The 17,238-nt window shown below is 38.0% G+C and carries 13 protein-coding genes; 5 read left to right on the forward strand and 8 right to left on the reverse strand.

What is annotated here, in order from left to right:
* Nucleotides 1–77: 77 nt before the first annotated feature.
* The 3 genes from IEV52_RS10605 to IEV52_RS10615 all read right to left on the reverse strand — a co-directional run bounded on the left by IEV52_RS10605 (nucleotide 78) and on the right by IEV52_RS10615 (nucleotide 2,474).
* Complete coding sequence (locus tag IEV52_RS10605) at nucleotides 78–674, reverse strand: trimeric intracellular cation channel family protein (protein ID WP_188402528.1); 597 nt, start codon at nucleotides 672–674, stop codon at nucleotides 78–80.
* Nucleotides 675–746: 72 nt separating this feature from the next.
* Nucleotides 747–1,583 carry a PHP domain-containing protein gene (locus tag IEV52_RS10610; protein WP_188402529.1) on the reverse strand — a complete coding sequence of 279 codons (837 nt, stop codon included), beginning with the start codon at nucleotides 1,581–1,583 and terminating at the stop codon, nucleotides 747–749.
* A 54-nt stretch (nucleotides 1,584–1,637) separates the two neighbouring features.
* Nucleotides 1,638–2,474, reverse strand: coding sequence for a sulfurtransferase (locus IEV52_RS10615; RefSeq protein WP_188402530.1), 837 nt, complete (start codon nucleotides 2,472–2,474; stop codon nucleotides 1,638–1,640).
* A 95-nt stretch (nucleotides 2,475–2,569) separates the two neighbouring features.
* Between IEV52_RS10615 and zwf the strand changes: the two genes are divergently transcribed.
* Both zwf and IEV52_RS10625 read left to right on the forward strand, forming a co-directional pair.
* The gene (zwf, locus tag IEV52_RS10620) at nucleotides 2,570–4,072 is read left to right on the forward strand and encodes a glucose-6-phosphate dehydrogenase (RefSeq protein WP_188402531.1); all 1,503 of its coding nucleotides are present in this window, start codon (nucleotides 2,570–2,572) and stop codon (nucleotides 4,070–4,072) included.
* 2 nt (nucleotides 4,073–4,074) lie between these two features.
* The gene (locus tag IEV52_RS10625; protein WP_188402532.1) at nucleotides 4,075–4,686 is read left to right on the forward strand and encodes a cyclase family protein; all 612 of its coding nucleotides are present in this window, start codon (nucleotides 4,075–4,077) and stop codon (nucleotides 4,684–4,686) included.
* 27 nt (nucleotides 4,687–4,713) lie between these two features.
* Here IEV52_RS10625 and bcbE read toward each other — a convergent pair whose 3' ends face one another.
* The gene (gene bcbE, locus IEV52_RS10630) at nucleotides 4,714–5,973 is read right to left on the reverse strand and encodes a bacillibactin exporter BcbE (protein WP_188402533.1); all 1,260 of its coding nucleotides are present in this window, start codon (nucleotides 5,971–5,973) and stop codon (nucleotides 4,714–4,716) included.
* A gap of 161 nt (nucleotides 5,974–6,134) precedes the next feature.
* On the opposite strand from bcbE, the gene IEV52_RS10635 reads away from it, so the two are divergent.
* Nucleotides 6,135–7,292 carry an aminotransferase A gene (locus IEV52_RS10635; protein WP_188402534.1) on the forward strand — a complete coding sequence of 386 codons (1,158 nt, stop codon included), beginning with the start codon at nucleotides 6,135–6,137 and terminating at the stop codon, nucleotides 7,290–7,292.
* Between the two features lie 126 nt (nucleotides 7,293–7,418).
* The gene (locus IEV52_RS10640; RefSeq protein WP_188402535.1) at nucleotides 7,419–8,873 is read left to right on the forward strand and encodes a UDP-N-acetylmuramoyl-L-alanyl-D-glutamate--2,6-diaminopimelate ligase; all 1,455 of its coding nucleotides are present in this window, start codon (nucleotides 7,419–7,421) and stop codon (nucleotides 8,871–8,873) included.
* Nucleotides 8,874–8,922: 49 nt separating this feature from the next.
* On the opposite strand, the gene IEV52_RS10645 is transcribed toward IEV52_RS10640, so the two are convergent.
* From IEV52_RS10645 to cshA, 4 genes are all read right to left on the reverse strand, one after another.
* On the reverse strand, nucleotides 8,923–12,453 hold the full coding sequence (locus tag IEV52_RS10645) for a dynamin family protein (RefSeq protein ID WP_188402536.1): 3,531 nt from the start codon (nucleotides 12,451–12,453) through the stop codon (nucleotides 8,923–8,925).
* Nucleotides 12,454–12,553: 100 nt separating this feature from the next.
* Complete coding sequence (locus IEV52_RS10650) at nucleotides 12,554–13,102, reverse strand: GNAT family N-acetyltransferase (RefSeq protein WP_188402537.1); 549 nt, start codon at nucleotides 13,100–13,102, stop codon at nucleotides 12,554–12,556.
* Between the two features lie 60 nt (nucleotides 13,103–13,162).
* Nucleotides 13,163–13,663: a metallophosphoesterase family protein gene (locus IEV52_RS10655; protein WP_188402538.1), complete on the reverse strand. Its 501-nt coding sequence runs from the start codon at nucleotides 13,661–13,663 to the stop codon at nucleotides 13,163–13,165.
* 155 nt (nucleotides 13,664–13,818) lie between these two features.
* A complete protein-coding gene (gene cshA, locus IEV52_RS10660; protein WP_188402539.1) occupies nucleotides 13,819–15,348 on the reverse strand; it encodes a degradosome RNA helicase CshA in 1,530 nt (509 codons plus the stop codon).
* A 474-nt stretch (nucleotides 15,349–15,822) separates the two neighbouring features.
* On the opposite strand from cshA, the gene IEV52_RS10665 reads away from it, so the two are divergent.
* Nucleotides 15,823–17,235 (forward strand): Na+/H+ antiporter NhaC family protein, encoded by a 1,413-nt coding sequence (locus tag IEV52_RS10665; RefSeq protein ID WP_188402540.1) that lies wholly within the window; start codon nucleotides 15,823–15,825, stop codon nucleotides 17,233–17,235.
* The last annotated feature ends 3 nt before the right edge of the window (nucleotides 17,236–17,238 follow it).

Here is a 17,238-nt window from a genome sequence, read left to right on the forward strand (position 1 = left end):
TGTCTATTCTATATGTTCCATAGATCAAGATTAAAATCCTGCATAAAAAAACCACCTCACTTAGGTGGTTTTTCTGATTACAGTGCTCTATGCGGCAGCTTCCATCTTAATTTAAGCGAAAGCATTCTAAAAACAACGAGAAGTACAAAAAGAATCATATATTCTATCGTACTGTTTACGATATTTAACCCTATGATCAGTCCCCCTAACAACGCCCACACCGCATAAATCTCCTCTCGAAGCACAACAGGCTTACGACCCGCTAAGACGTCACGGATAATTCCACCACCGATCCCGGTCAGGATGGCAGCGACAATAACCGCACTTATCGGATGATCCATGCTGTTTGCAGCGATTGCACCTTGTATAGCGAACGCTGAAAGTCCAATTGCATCAAAGAAATGAAGACTTCTCTTTGAAAAATGTATGAAACTTTCAGGCATAAAGAAAACAATACCCATTGCAGCAAGTGCTGATTTAAGCAGCAGACCTTGTTCCCAAATGTTGTCTACTGGGAGTCCAATTAAAACATTACGCAGGATCCCTCCGCCAAATGCAGTTACCAATCCTAAAATAAATACTCCCAAAATATCATAATCTTCTTCCATGGCAACAAGTGCACCAGAAATAGCAAAGGCTATCGTACCAATAATATTTAATAAATCCCAAGTCAAACCCGATCTTCCTCTCCAAAATCAATATTCTCCGTATTGAATCTTATAAGGTTATGAGCCGACTGGCAAGGATTATTTAGAAGAACTTTTTAACTTTAACTGATCCACTATACTAACCGGAACACTGCAACTGCCAAGATCACCATGAAAAACTTCACCGTTGCGAAAACCATGAAAATCGCTTCCAGCAGTTTTGATCAGCTTATACTTTTCTGCTAAATTTTCATAATACATTACCTGTTCTTCTGTATGATCAGGATGACAGCACTCTAAACCTACTAATCCATTCTCACATAATAATGGAATGAGCTCATCAGCCTCATAAATTCCAGGATGGGCTAATACAGGTACACCCTTTGCCTTTTTTATGATTTCAACAGCCTCTACAGGTGAAATACGCTTTGGAATGGCATAGGCAGCTTTACCCTTTCCTAAATACTTGTCAAATGCTTCTGGAAGAGATTTAACGATTCCTTTTTCCATAAGAATCTCCGCGATATGCCCCCTTCCAACGTTTCCTTCTCCATGTCGTTTAGCTTCTAGCTCTGATTCTTCAATATTAATTCCAAGTTCATTTAGTTTTTTTAGGATCATTGTATTTCTTTGATCTCGAACAGAGGTAAGGCTTGTTAAGGCAGAAAGAAATCTTTCATCTTTATAATCAATGAAGTAACCCAGAACATGAATATCTTGGCCTTTATACATTGTACTAATCTCAATGCCAGGGATGCATTGAAAATGTTTATATCGACTCGCCTCTGCCATTGCTTCTTCTATACCAAATATCGTGTCATGGTCTGTTATAGCAATAGCACCTAATCCTTTTTCGATTGCTCGCCTAATATTTTCAGAAGGTGTAAATGTTCCATCTGATGCGGTCGTATGGGTATGTAAATCACTTTGTTTCATTTTTTTCTCCTAAAATTTTATATAATTAGTACGGTACGTGAAATTTTTGTTTTTTTATTTGTTGGTTGCTATTGGATTTTCACTATAACTGATCCAATCGCTCCAGCTTCCTGCATATAAAGCTATGTCCTTCATTCCCGCCTCATTCATTGCAAGTACGTTCACACAAGCAGTTACACCAGAACCGCAATAAACAATGGCTTTCTCATCCTCTCTTATTCGGGTTTGATACATCTCTTTAAGCTGTATATCACTCTTCCACCATCCCGGTTGATTGAAATGTGACTCCCAAGGAACGTTAATCGCTGAAGGTATATGCCCTGCTTTATGATCGATCGGTTCGACCAATCCTTTATACCTTTTTGGCTCTCTTGCATCGATGATCACTTTATCTCTAGTTTGTGTGACCATACTAACTTCATTCTTTGTTGCGACCATCTCTCTATTAACGTTAGATTTAAAGTGCGAATGAACCTCTACAGGCATTTTACTTGAGATGGTGTAGCCTTTTTCTTTATAGTTTGTGTAGCCGCCCTGCATAACATAAACATGATCATGTCCAAGGTATCTCAACAGCCACCAAAGTCTTGAAGCCATTGTTCCTGACTGATCATCATAAGCGACGACAATTTTTTTGGAGTCCACTCCACAGCGGCTCAAAAATTGTGATAGTATGTTTACGTTAGGTAATGGATGACGTCCGCCATGAGTTAAGACAGGCCCTGAGAGATGTTGATCAAGATCTGCATAGAATGCCCCTTCGATATGATCTTCTTTATATAGTTCATATCCGATTGATGGATCTGCTAAAGAAAATCTGCAATCGAAAATCACAACATCATCATGATTAACTTTTTGGTTTACCCATTCAGGACTTACGAAATTGGACATAATAAAACCTCCTAATGTAGAAGTAATACGTTATTTTAACTGCTTCTAGGGAAAACTGTAACTATTAGAAAAGAGAGAAAGAAGTGAGGTACAAAATGATACATAGTATACCGAACGCTTCCATTGTTATATTTGGAGCGACAGGTGATCTTGCTCACCGAAAACTGTTTCCTGCTCTTTACCAATTGTATCAAAAGGGACACATGAAAGAGAACTTTTCTGTTGTAGGTGTTTCAAGAAAAGAATATTCTCATGATGACTTTCAAGCTGAAGTAGCTTCAGCTATAAACGAACATGCACCAGGTGCAAAAAGTGAAATCGTACAAAAGTTCGCTTCTCATTTCTACTACTTAAAGATGGATGTAACAAGTGAACCTAGTTACCATGAACTTGAGGAGCTTTTGAACGTGCTTGACAGAGATTATCAAACAAATGGAAACCGTCTCTATTATCTAGCAATGGCACCTAAATTTTTTGGCACAATCCCAACCTTCTTAAAATCAGAAGGTATAACGAGAACAGAAGGCTGGCAGCGAATCGTTATTGAAAAACCATTCGGACATGACCTCCCTTCGGCCACGAAGTTAAATGAGGAAATCCAACAATGTTTTAATGAAGACGATATTTATCGTATAGACCATTATCTTGGTAAAGAAATGGTTCAAAATATTCAAGTCATCCGTTTTGGCAATGCGATCTTTGAATCGATCTGGAACAATAAATATATCGATTCCGTTCAGATTACATCGAGTGAGACGCTTGGTGTAGAAGACAGAGCAGCTTATTATGAAAAATCAGGTGCCCTGTTGGATATGGTTCAAAATCACATGCTTCAAATGGTTATGATGGTTGCTATGGAACCGCCAGGAGAGCTGAAGCCTGAACATATACGAGACGAAAAAGTTAAAGTTCTTCGTTCATTGCGTTTCTTTAATGAAGAAGAAGTGAAACAAAATGTAGTCCGTGCTCAATATTCAGCTGGGGAAATGAAAGGGGAAAAAGTTCCTGGCTACCTTCAAGAAGAAAATGTAGCTCCAGAATCAAAAACAGAAACGTTTGTTGCTGCAAAACTGTTTATTGATAATTTCCGTTGGACAGGAGTACCTTTTTACATTAGAACAGGAAAACGCATGGCTGTGAAATCAACTGAGATCGTCATACAATTCAAACAGGGTCCAATGGCGCTTTATCATGCAAAAACAGAAAAGTATCAGCCTAATCTTCTAAGAATTCATATACAGCCTGACGAAGGAGTTAGCCTTACTCTTAACGCAAAACCTAAGGGAGATACTTCTGATCTATTACCGATCGATATGACGTATAACAATAAATCAACTGCCGAGATGAATTCACCAGAAGCATATGAAAAGCTACTTCATGATTGTCTTCTTGGTAACTCAACATACTTTACTCGCTGGGATGAAGTTGCACTAAGCTGGGAGTTTATTGATCGCATAACAAAAGCTTGGCAAAGCGGCACAGGTTCACTCCTAACAGAATATACCTCTGGCAGCATGGGTCCTATAGAGGCAGACCAATTGTTGACCGCCGATGGACACTCATGGTGGGAACCTACTAAAGTACGAGAGGAATGTTAGTTATGAAGATATATGATGTCTCGTTACCGATTTATGAAGGAATGCCTGTTTATAAAAACAAACCTGAAAAACAGCCTGAGTTTAATACCGTACAAAATGGTCATGTAACAGAAACAAGAATTGCAATGGACGTTCATACAGGGACTCATGTAGATGCACCGCTTCACATGGTCCCAGGTGGTGACACGATTGAAACATTGCCTATCGAAAGACTCGTTAGAAAAGCTAAAGTCATTGATCTTACACGTTCTGAAGAATTTATTTCTGCAGAAGATCTTTCAGATAAGGATATCCAAAAGGATGATTTTGTTCTCTTTAAAACAAAAAACTCTTGGGATTCTGGGTTTAACTTTGATTTTATATATGTAAACAGTGAAGCTGCTAAAGTTTTAACTGAGATCGGTGTTGCTGGTGTAGGCATCGATGCACTTGGTGTTGAAAGAGCTCAGGAGAATCATCCGACACATAAACAGCTTTTCCAAAACAATGTCATCATTATTGAAGGGCTACAATTAAAAGACGTTCCCGAAGGCGAATATTTAATGGTTGCAGCACCACTTAAAATTCGAGGCTTGGATGCATCACCTGCAAGGATCGTTCTTATAGAGCAATAAAAAACAGCGGGATTTCCGCTGTTTTTTTTATTCCAGTGCTGGTTTTAACTTTTTGCTGCTCTGAGGATCTTTTTCCTCCTCATCTCCCCCGCCTCTTTCTTTTTCTGGCTTGATAGCAAAAAAAGCGGCTATCGCACCAAGTACACTTACACCTGCCGATGTATAAAACACGATCTCATGAGAAGATCTCATCAAAACCGCATAGATTGGCGGGCCTAAAGCCACACCTACAAATCTCATCGAACTATAGATCGAAGTAATGGTTCCTCTCGCTTCTTTTTCTATTCCTTCTGTGATGAGTGCATCTAAACTAGGCAATGCTGCTCCAATGCCAATACCAGCTACAAATAAAGCTCCCAAGAGAAAATACACGTTCTCTGTAAATGTTATTAAAAATACTGATCCGCCCAAAAGAACCATGGATAAGAAAGTACACCACTTCATAACCAATTTATTCTGTTTGATCTTTTTCCCTGCAATATAGGACGCGATAGATAAGGCCAATAACGGTACCGCTATGACCAGGCCTTTCATTATACCCGTAACACCATATTTTTCTTCTAAGATCGTGGAGAGATAGAACAAAATACCAAATAAAACAAACATGATAATGCCACCGATTAAAAAAATGGCGAAAAGCCATCTGCCCTCATTATGAAAAATTTGCTTAATGTTTTTTAGGTACTCTTTAATTGGCTGTTTTTCTTGTTCTTTTTTAGGCACTTTTACTAAAAAAAGAACTAAAAGAATAGAAAAAAAACAAAAAACCGGAATGAGCCAAAAAGGTAAGAACCAAATGATTGTTGCCAAGAAAGCACCCAATATTGGACTCAATACTTTACCAATTGTGTTAGAAGTCTCAATCAGCCCTAACCCAGAGCTTACTTGTTCTTCGTCATCAAACATATCCCCTACTAGCGGCAGAACCACGGGAGCTGCCCCTGAAGATCCAACACCTTGAAGAAATCGTCCTATAAGAATTAATGTAAATGCATTGTCAGCTTGCCAAGCTGCCCATCCAGAGATTAATCCGCCAATGCCAGCTATAAAAAGACTAGGGATAATTATTTTTTTTCGCCCTAATCGATCTGATAAATAACCCGCAATAGGTATTAAAAGAATGGCTACAATTGAGTATACCGTTATAATTAATGACACTTGGAAGGAGCTGATATTAAGCTCTTTGCCGATCTCAGGCAATACGGGTATAAGCATTGAATTGCCCAATGTCATCACAAGGGGAATAGATGCAAGTGCTAGTAAGTCCCACTTTTTCTTTTCTTCCATAATTTCCTCCACAACCGTACTATTACATCTTTAGTATTGTAAAAAGTCCAGAAACCATACAAGAAAATCAATCCATTGACTTAAGAAATCAATTAAAGCTAAACTAATGGCAGCATACATATCGCAATTCATGTGCGGAAGATGAAAGGAAGTTAATTTTTGTGGAACATTTATTAAACAACAAGGCGAAAGCCATCCAGATTTCAGGTATCCGTAAATTTTTTAATGAAGTAGCTCAATTTCCAAATGCAGTGTCCCTTACATTAGGACAGCCTGATTTCCCTACTCCTCTTCATGTTAAAGAAGCGGCTATACGTGCGATACATAATAATCAGACTATCTATTCTCATAATGCTGGCTATCCCGAACTTAGGCAGGCAGCTTCTATGTATTTAAAAGAGAAATATGATCTAGAATATGACCCTGCAACCGAAGTAATCGTTACAACAGGAGCAAGTGAAGCCATTGATATAACCTTGCGTACCATTTTAAGTGAAGGTGATGATGTTTTACTTCCTGCGCCTGTTTATCCTGGGTATGAGCCCGTAATTACATTATGCGGGGCGAATACTATCTATATGGATACGACTAAAACGGGGTTTAAAATCACACCTGATCTGATTGAGAAGAATATTACCGAAAAAACAAAAGCTATCATCATCCCCTCACCTTCTAACCCAACAGGTGTTGCCTTAGATGAACAAGAATTAAAGTATATTGCTGAATCTTTAAAGGATAGAGACATTTTTGTTCTTTCTGACGAAATCTATAGTGAACTTAAATACGATGCGAAGCATATTTCGATTGCATCTTTAGATGGCATGCGAGAAAAAACCTTTGTTATAAATGGTCTTTCTAAATCTCATAGCATGACTGGCTGGAGGATTGGACTTTTATATGGGCCACAAAACCTTCTTCAGCATGTACTAAAAGTTCATCAATATAATGTGACATGCGCATCCACGATTTCCCAAGCTGCTGCTATTGAGGCTTTAACACACGGTAAAGATGATGCAGCAGAAATGCGAACAGCATATAAAGAACGCCTAGAATACTGTTGCAGCCGTCTTAATAATATGGGTATTACTTTTGAAAAACCGAATGGGGCGTTTTATCTTTTTGTTTCAATTAAAAAATATGGACTATCGTCTTATCAATTTGCACTTCAACTATTACAAAGTGAAGAAGTTGCCGTTGTTCCTGGAGATGCGTTTACTTTTCTTGGTGAAGGTTATATTCGAATTTCGTACGCTGCATCAATGGAACAGTTAAAAAAGGGTATGGATGGTATGGAAAACTTCATAAATTCTCTAACATAAACTGCCCTCAAATTGGGCAGTTTTTTCGAATAGTTTACATAAATAGATTACGGTTAATTCTAGTCCGTGTATAAGATCTAAAATTAGAAAAACACTAAAAATAACTTATTTAAAGGATGCGTTTTTGTGAAGTTAAAAGCTTTATTAAGCCACTTGCATATACCTGCCACAATTGAAGATGATCCTGTCATCACTGGAATAGCTTCTCATTCTAAAAAAGTAAAACCGGGATATTTGTTCTTTGCGATTTCTGGTGTTGAAGCGGATGGTCATCAATACATACAAGAAGCATTTGAAAATGGTGCAGCGGCAGTTATCGGAGAGTATCAGAAGATTAGCGGAAAAGGTCTTTACTTCTATGCTGAGGATACAAAGCGCTTGTTAAGCCTAGCAGCTTCCTATTTTTATGACGAACCGTATAAAAAACATAAGATGACGGGCATAACCGGAACGAACGGTAAAACGACTACTTCTTTTCTGTTGCAGCATTTACTTGTTTCGCACGGTGTTTCCACAGCGCTTTTTGGCACAGTACATCATTATATAAATTCTAATATTGTAAAGAGCTCGCATACTACTCCCGATCCTGTAACCCTGCAGCACCTGTTAAACGAAAGCGATGACCAAGCTGTTGTTATGGAAGTAAGCTCACATGGGCTAGAACAAAAACGAATTGAAGGTATAACCTATGACCAGGCGATCTTTCTAAACTTAACACATGATCACTTGGATTATCATGGTACGATGGAATCGTATTATCTTTGTAAAGCAAAACTGTTTTCTTATTTAAAAAATAAAGGAACTGCTATTATTTGCAGTGAGGGAACGTATGGCAAGCGTTTAAGGGAAGAGCTGAGCAGAGATAATAACCTTCAAGTTTGGACATATGGCAAGAGAAAATCTGATCATTTCTATATTGAAGATGTAGGGAAAGAATCATTTAATTTAATCCATGAAACCCTTCATGTAACAGTCCCCCTCCCGCTTCCTGGCGAATATAATGCTCTTAATACAACCGCTGCGATTGCTGCAGCTCTAGATTATGGCATTCCGATAAAGAGTTCGATCGAGTATCTAAAAACCTTTGAAGGAATCCCTGGCCGGTTTGAGGAGCTTACTCTTTACAATGGAACGGAAGTGATCATTGATTATGCACACACCCCTGATGGTGTGTTACAAGTCCTTGAAGCAGCTAGTAAGAAAGCCGGAAACAGACCTCTATATCATGTTTTCGGTTTTAGAGGAAATCGCGATCTTACCAAACGTCAAGAGATGATCGGTATTTCATTAGAATATAGTACTAAAACGGTCCTAACCGTTGACGACTTAAACGGTGTAGATAGAGATCAGCTAGTACTCGAGACAAAAGAAGCCATTCCGAAAACTTCACAAATGCCAATTGTTATTGCAGACCGTACTGAAGCCATCATTCTTGCATTGAAAGAAGCTCCTCCGAACAGCGTAATAATAATTACTGGTAAGGGACCAGAAAAATATAAAGAATCGTATCACCATCCATCAGATTCTGATCTTGCAACAGTCGAACTGTTTCAATCGCAAAACAAAGCAGCTCTTTTATAAAAATAGTAAAAAAAGTCCCTTTTTTATCATAAAAGGGACTTTTTTTATTCTATATCTGTTCCAATTGTTTTAAACCTTTTTGCAATTGTTGAATTCTACCTTCTAAATCTCCTGGTTTCTTTAACTCCTCAAAGTAAACCAAAATCTGGTCTGTTAATTGACTTTTGGAGTAGCCTATAGCTGCATCTATCGCCGTTTCATAATGATTACTCAATTCATTATCCGCTTCTGATAGCCAATGTTCCACTTCTTTTTCAATCTCTACGACAAGAGCATTTTTTAAATCATTCGAGCCGCTCTGCTCGAAGAACTGTTTTGGGGTCTTAAAATAAGATAGCCATTCTTTATAATCGGTATCTTGTTTACTTACAAAGCTTAATGAAAAAGTCGGTGTTTTGAAAAGTGAGCTGAAGTCTTCCGTTTCCTGCAAACTTACTCCCTTTTCACTTGCTTCTGAGATCATACGATCTTCTTTCTCTTTTATGCTTTTTTGAATCCATTTATCTAACCTTAACGAGCACGCTCTGAACTCTTGATGCAGGTCATGTAAAACCTTGCTGAACAGCTCTTTAATACAAGCCTGAAGAGCTGACTTGGAGCTTTGAACAGCTGCTGGATGTATGGTCTCTTTATAAAAATCATGATAACGGATCAAAACCCTTTGTCTAATATAATAGAGCAGTTCCTTTTGTTCTTGATAAAAATGTTTTTTGGAAAACGATACATGGTTCGAACAATACTCAAGAAGAAAACGTTCTCTTTGGTGCAGCGTTTCTAAATACTCATCTTCTTTCTCTATCCTCTGTTCTGTCTCGATCATTATATTTTCAATCATAGCCTTTGCATGATTGATCGAGGATTGTGCGCTACGGATCATTGCACTCTCCAAATCATGCTCAATATAATGAAATAAACTTTCAGTAAACTTGTCAAAGCCGCTGTTCCTTCTCTCTGGATGTAAGAGTTCGTTTTTACTAGACAATGGAAACAGCCTTGGATTTCTAATTCCAAAGGTTTGTAGATTATTCTTTACATGAAGAACTACATCTCGTTCATCCTCTTCATTCTCGGCCAAATCTGAAGCGTTGATAGCAAAAAACATCTTATCTGAAGTAAAAGTATCTTTTATTCTGCCTAATTGAATCAAGAACTCCCTGTCTGCATAGGAAAAAGCGTGATTAAAATAGGTAAGGTAAATAATGATATCTGCATGCTTCATATATTCAAACGCCACTTCTGTGTGACGGGAGTGTATGGAATTTGCTCCGGGTGTATCCACTAATACTAAACCTTTATCTGTTAAAGGACAGCTATAGTAGATGGTAATTTTTTTTATAAAACAAGCTTTGGTTTCATCTGCCGCATACTTCCCTATTTCAGACAAATCTGAATGGACCAGCTTGCCTAAATGTTGATTCGCCCAATTAAATCCTGCGATATACGACTGTATCTTTTCGTTTTTTTCACCTTTTGTATCACTCTCTAAAACCTTTAGATCATCACTCTTTGTTTCTAACAGTAAGTTCACTTCATCCACGATCTCTTGTTTGGTCTTCATTTCAATGACTATTGTACCGTGCTTATAATTCTGAACAGGTTTTCTGATCTCATTTATCGCAGCAGTTGTTGGATTAGGTGATGATGGCAGGATTTGTTCGCCAAACAACGCATTTGCAAAAGACGACTTCCCGGCTGAAAAAGCACCGAACAATACCATGGTAAACGACCGCTGATCTAATCGTTCTCTTAGCTGATCCATCTCTTCTGCCAAATAAGAGAGACCTGATAATGGCTTTAATAATGCTGTCGTTTTGGAAAGTCTTTCTGTTTCATTCTGAAGTGAAGTTGTTTTTGGCAGTGTACGTGCCTCTTCGATCTCAGGCAATGTCACAACAGTTGAATCTTCACTTCGTGACTGATCCTCAAATTTAGATTTGAACTCTTCAACTAAAATCGTATGATATTCAGAGCGAAATTTCCTTTCAAATTCATCGATTGAAAAATGATGAGGTTGAACGGAAGAAAGTATCCTATGAAGTTCTAATTTCTGATCTTCCCAATCGGCTGCCTTTTCTTTTTCATCCATAAGGAGTACGATTTCTTTTTCGTACTGTTTTGATGTTCTTTGGATATTTAAGAGCTCTTCTTCGTTCATACGATCAAGCATGCTCATGACAGACGCAATAATCTCACTCATCTGATGACGAGCTATTCTTTTAATTTCACTTGAAATACTGTTGCAGTAGTTTAGCAGACCCTGCCCCTGTGAAGATAAACCGGATTGGACAAAAGAATATAGTGTTTCTTCTTTCGCTTCTACAGGCTGCCAATCTGACAGTTCCGAATCTATTTCTTTTTGTAATGCGTTCATATAATTTTGAGCATGCCAATTGATTTGTGCATCAATAGATTGCTGCAAAGTTTCTTGAAAAGCGATCGTTCTTTGATTCCGTTCTTGTTCTGTTTTATGCTTTGAAAAGAACAGCCCCACTTTAAAATCTTTTTTTGCAGATTCAATAAATAAACCGGCTTTTTCTCTCGTCTCATAAGGCATGAGCTGTGCAGAATCTATCATCTTAATAAAGTGGCTGCGTATCGATTCTTCTCTTTCTTTTTTTGCTTGCTCTTTCTTTTCAGTTACTAGTAACAGTTCATTTTTTTTGTCGGTTAGACTGTTGATCTTCTGATTTACTTTATCAAAACTTAGTTTATCCTCTTCGTTTTTTTCAATAAAGTCCTTCACAAAGTACTGCAGTTGATTATTTACTTGTTTTAGCAGCATCGAATCTTTGTTCATCTCTATTTTCTTGATATAAGCTATTAATGCTGGCAGGTCATTATAAGAAAATGACGGATTTTTTACACTTGTAAAGAAGATGTCCTCTTTAGGTATTCCAAAGGATTGAAATTCTTTAAATACGTTTTCTTTAAAGGAATGAAAATTAATTTCTTCTTCGCGATGCTTATCAATTTGATTCACGATCAATCTTACAGCTTTCCCTCTAGCGATTAAAGATTGTATAAAATCAATATTGGTTTCAGAAAGAATATGGTTATAATCCATCACATAAAAGATTAGATCGGCTAGATAGATCACATCTTCAGTTGCCTTCTTATGAGCAGGGTCTGTGGAATCAATTCCTGGTGTATCATAATAAGCGATATTAATGTCTTCGTCTTTAGATTCATAATAAATTTCAATCGATTCCACAAGGTCTGAATCTTTACATAGAGCTTTTATTTCGTTTACATCATAAGGATGTTCAAACGTAACGATTTCTTTATTCTTAAGCTGAACAACCGCCTTTTGGTCTCCTTTGATCATTTTTACGATGTTTGCACTTGTTGGAATTGGAGAAGAGGGCAATATTCCTGTATTTGAAAGGGCATTGATCAAGCTTGATTTTCCCGCAGAAAAATGGCCGCAAAAAGCTATAGCAAACTCTTCCTTCGCTACCTTTAGGAAAAGTTTGCTCAATTGTTCCTCTTCTTTTTGTTTCTTCAACTTATGAAAAACTTCATATAAACCGATCAAACGCTGTTTTTCTGTGTATAATAATTCTTTTTCAGTTGATTTCATCGTTTCCACCTGTCTTCAATAGTGTATCACTATTCACTTTACCATATATATGATAGCGATTTCACCATTGATTATCTGTTTAAACACGCTTCAACGAATATTACTGCTCAATTTTATCAAAAAAATAAGCCATAAAGATCTCATCTTCAAATTCGCCTTCGATGATCACTTGGTTTCTTTGTCTTCCTTCTATAACAAAACCTGCTTTGGCATATACTTTTGTTGCCTTTTCGTTTCCTGAAAAAACCGTAAGCCATAATTTATGTAAATTCATATACTTTCCCCATCTGAGCGTATAGGCCAGTAATTCCTTCCCTATGCCAAGTCCTTGGGCATCAGGATGTATCCACGTTCTGAAAACCCCAGTATGTCTTTTCATTTGCAGTTCGCCTTTAAGTACTCTTGCAATTCCTACAACTTTACCGTTTCGTTCCACAGCTGTATACATATTCTCTTTGTTTTTTACCTCTTTAATGAATTCAATTTCTTCAGATACAGAGCGAGGTCTTTCTTTTTGCAGGTACCTTCCCGCTTTAACGATCGCTTTTACATGAGCGGTTATGTCTTCTGCATCTTTTTCTTCAACAGGCCTAAGTATTATCGTCTCACCATTTTTTGCTTCAAAAGAGAAGCTGTCCCCATTCTGCATGCTATTATTCCTCCATACTCATGATTTTCTTATTATGGCTTCTTTAACAATTGTCATTCATCAAGAGAAGTAATGATGCTTTAATGTAACAGCCGACCTATCAATTATCGCGACACCAAAAGAAAACTGCTTTTGTCTTCTTTTGTCAGTTGGTGAGCCTGGATTGAACAATACCTTGTTACCTTTCTTTTCATGAAAAGGTATATGAGAGTGGCCAAACACGATCAGATCCACTTCGTCTTTTTCACAAGCTCTGAAAGCTCTCTCAGGTGTCGACCTTCCTTTCCCAAGATGACCATGTACGATGGCGATCTTTACTTCCTCCAATTGTAAAATCACTTTTTCCGGCAATTCTTTACTCCAAATGTCTGTATCCACATTTCCTTTTACACCATGCACAGGAGCATACTTCAATAATTCTTCGTAAACAAATTCTTTCGTCCAGTCACCAGCGTGGAGAATCACGTCTACTCCGCTTTTTAAAATAGCGATGATTGCTTCAGGAATCAATGTACCTTTCTTTGGCATATGCGTATCTGATATAATCAAAATTTTCTTCAATTCGATCAACCTCTCTTTATTAGAAATGAGACCAAAATAAAAGTGTTTTTTTTATTCATGAGACAAAATACGAAAGCAATTTCACGAATCTCATCATATATAATTTGCCAAAAAATAAAAAAGCAAGGGAAATCTCCCCTTGCTTTTGTTTAGACTTATCTATTTTTAAAATCTTCACGTACACGTTTTTGTGAACGGTAGGATTGATCACGGCCACCGCTGCGGCTTCCGCCATCACGAGATCCGCTTCTTTCACCTTTAGAGTATCCAGAACGGCGATTGTCTCTTCCGCCTCCGCCCTCTCTTTTAGGGCCACCAGAACGTCTGCGGTCAGAGAAGCGATTATTAGGACGTCTCTTCTTCACAGATAGAGGCGGCTCATCCGTTAAATTAATCGGAGTTGTATCAGGCTCTTTTGTAAGAAGCTTAAGTGCTGCAGCTAAAAGTGTAACAGAATCATTCTCTTCTAATAACTCAACAGCTGTTTGTTTGTAGCCGCTATAGTCATCTTGTTCAACGACTTCCATCAACTTTTCAAGTGTGATCTGCTGTTGTCCTTCCATCGCTTCTGACACAGAAGGAATCGCACGCTTCTCCATTTTACGCTTTGTGATTTTCTCGATCGTATAAAGGTGATCGATTTCACGAGGAGTAATAAATGTCAGCGCATAACCCGTTTTTCCTGCACGTCCAGTACGTCCAATACGGTGAACGTAGCTTTCTGGATCTTGAGGAATATCAAAGTTATAAACGTGTGATACACCAGAGATATCAAGCCCGCGTGCCGCTACGTCTGTTGCAACAAGTACTTCAATCGTATTGTTTTTAAACGCACGTAGTACTTTATCACGTTTTGCTTGTGGAAGATCACCATGAATTCCTTCCGCTGAGTATCCGCGTTTGTTCAGCGCTTCAGATAATTCATCAACACGACGCTTCGTACGTCCGAAAACGATCGCAAGCTCTGGTGAGTGAATATCCATAAAGCGGCAAAGAGCATCAAATTTCTGTCGTTCTTTCACTTCTACATACTCTTGCTCGATGCTGCGAACAGTCATTTCAGATGCTTTTACTTTAATCAACAAAACATCTTTCATGAATTTCGCTGCAAGGTTTTGAATTTGTTTAGGCATTGTTGCTGAGAAAAGCATCGTGTGGCGCTCTGTAGGAACGTTTTCTAGGATTTTTTCGATATCCTCAACAAATCCCATGTTCAGCATCTCATCAGCCTCATCGAGCACTACTGTATGAACACTGTCGAGCTTTAATGTTTTTCTGTTGATATGATCCTGTACACGTCCAGGAGTTCCTACTACGATATGAGGCCCATTTTTTAATGCTTTAATCTGACGAACAATGGATTGTCCACCATAGATCGGTAATGTTTTAATCCCTTTAAAATGTCCGATTTTATTTAATTCTTCAGCAACCTGAACAGCTAACTCACGAGTTGGAGCCAAAACGATCCCTTGTACGAATCGTGATTTTGTATCCATTTTTTCGATTAGCGGTATTCCAAACGCAGCTGTCTTACCAGTACCAGTTTGCGCCTGACCGATTAGGTCAGTCCCCTTTAATGCTGTTGGAATGGTGTCACGCTGAATCGGTGTTGCTTCCTCAAAGCCCATGTTGTTAATGGATTGAAGCAACTCAGGACTAAGTCCCAGTTCTTGAAATGTTGTCAATGTTCTATCTCCTTTTCTGTGACGAAAAAGGTTTTACGATAACCTCGTGGACACGGCATTCGTATACATGTAAAAAACTGCCGGCCAATTTTGTTTTTTCAAAATACATCATGATTTGCACATAAAATAGCATTTCCTTATTGATATCGACTGGAAATGCTTAGCCATGTGAATATGCGTAAAAATTAAACGTTAATAGTTACAAGGCTATCCGTAATTCAAACTTGTTCCGTCCATATATATTCCGTTGTTAAACTTATCATGTAACCATAATAAATGCAACTCTTTCCATTATTAGAAAGGTTGAAAAGTTCCCCCACGAATCATTTCAATACGTGAAGTTAAAACATAACGGTATTATTTTAACCAATGCCCGATTAGATAAAACATCTTTTTAATTCCATACTCGAGAATAAATTTTCGAATCCATCACACGCTAATCTTATTGAATTTTGTAAGAAAGAAGGACCTTTCATGGATCAAAATTGGGTTTCAATCATACCGTTCTTAGTTGTAATACCCATTGCTGTAAAAACTAAACAAGTCTTACCAGGTCTCTTTGCAGGTCTTTTAACAGGTTCTTATCTTCTTTACCCTACCCTTGTAGGCGGACTTGAAAAGATGGTCCAATTTCTTGTAAAAGGACTGATAGATCCTAAGAATATAAAAATATTAGTATTTTTATATGCCTTCTCAGGACTTATCTCAATGATAAAACTCTCGGGAGGAATCCGCGGCTTTGTAGAAGAAGCTTCTAACAGGATCCAAACAAAAAAAGGAGCACTGTTTCTAACGTATGTCTCAACTATCGGTACCTTTGCAGCGCCAAGTTTCCGGTTTGTGACGATTGCTCCGATAATGAGAGCATTATTAAAGAAGGTTAAAATGTCTACGCAAGAACTTGGTTTTGTTATTGAAACAACCGCTACTCCCATTATTGTATTAATTCCAATAGCAACTGCTTTTGTTGGTTACATGACTTCCATAGTAGACATCTCATTGAAAAATGAAAATATAACGGGCGATCCCTATTCTCTATTTATTCAGAGCATCCCATATAACTTTTTCTCATTCGTCATGATCCTGGTGGGAATCTATCTTAGCTTCTTTCACCATTCAAAATCGACTGAGGAAAGTGATCCAAAAAAAGTCGGAGAAAAAGAAGATGATGATTGGCATAATTGTGATCCTGCTGTTAACAAAGAATTGCCGAATAAACCATGGAATCTGCTTATCCCACTCTTTTTAGTTGTTTCCCTCACATTGGTATTGACATGGTGGGATGGATACAAGAAATCAGGTGGTGGATTTGTTAAAGCATTTATTTCTGCTGATGTTATGGATGCCATGCTTATTGCTTTATTGTTTACTACAATTTTTACGTTTCTCTTCTTACGTTTTCAGCAAATGAAAACGGGAGACTTATTGAACGGTTTTATCTATGGCGGAAATGAGCTAATGAGCGTCATCGTGCTGCTGGCTGTCGTATGGGGACTATCTTCTGTTACTGAAGAACTTGGCTTTTCTGCTTTTGTTTCAAAATATGCTGGCTGGATTCCAGCCTCTGTTATTGTTCCGTTATTGTTCCTTTTTGGCTGTGCTGTGTCTTATTTTATCGGATCAGCATGGGGCACATGGGGGATATTAATGCCGCTCGGTGTTTCTATGGCTGGGGTTGCGGATGTATCGCTCCCACTTGTTATCGGCGCAGTGTTTGCAAGCGGAACTTTTGGAGCGTTTGCTTCTCCATTAAGTGATGATACGAATACGATCGCACGCATTCTAAATCTCTCTGTTATCACATATGCCCGTTACAAATTAAAACCTGCTTTAATTGCAGCAGGGATAACAGCAGTGCTTTATGGTGCGACTGTATTCTTCATTTGAACC

It is taken from the genome of Fictibacillus barbaricus (assembly GCF_014635025.1).
GTDB classification, from domain to species: Bacteria; Bacillota; Bacilli; order Bacillales; family Fictibacillaceae; genus Fictibacillus; species Fictibacillus barbaricus.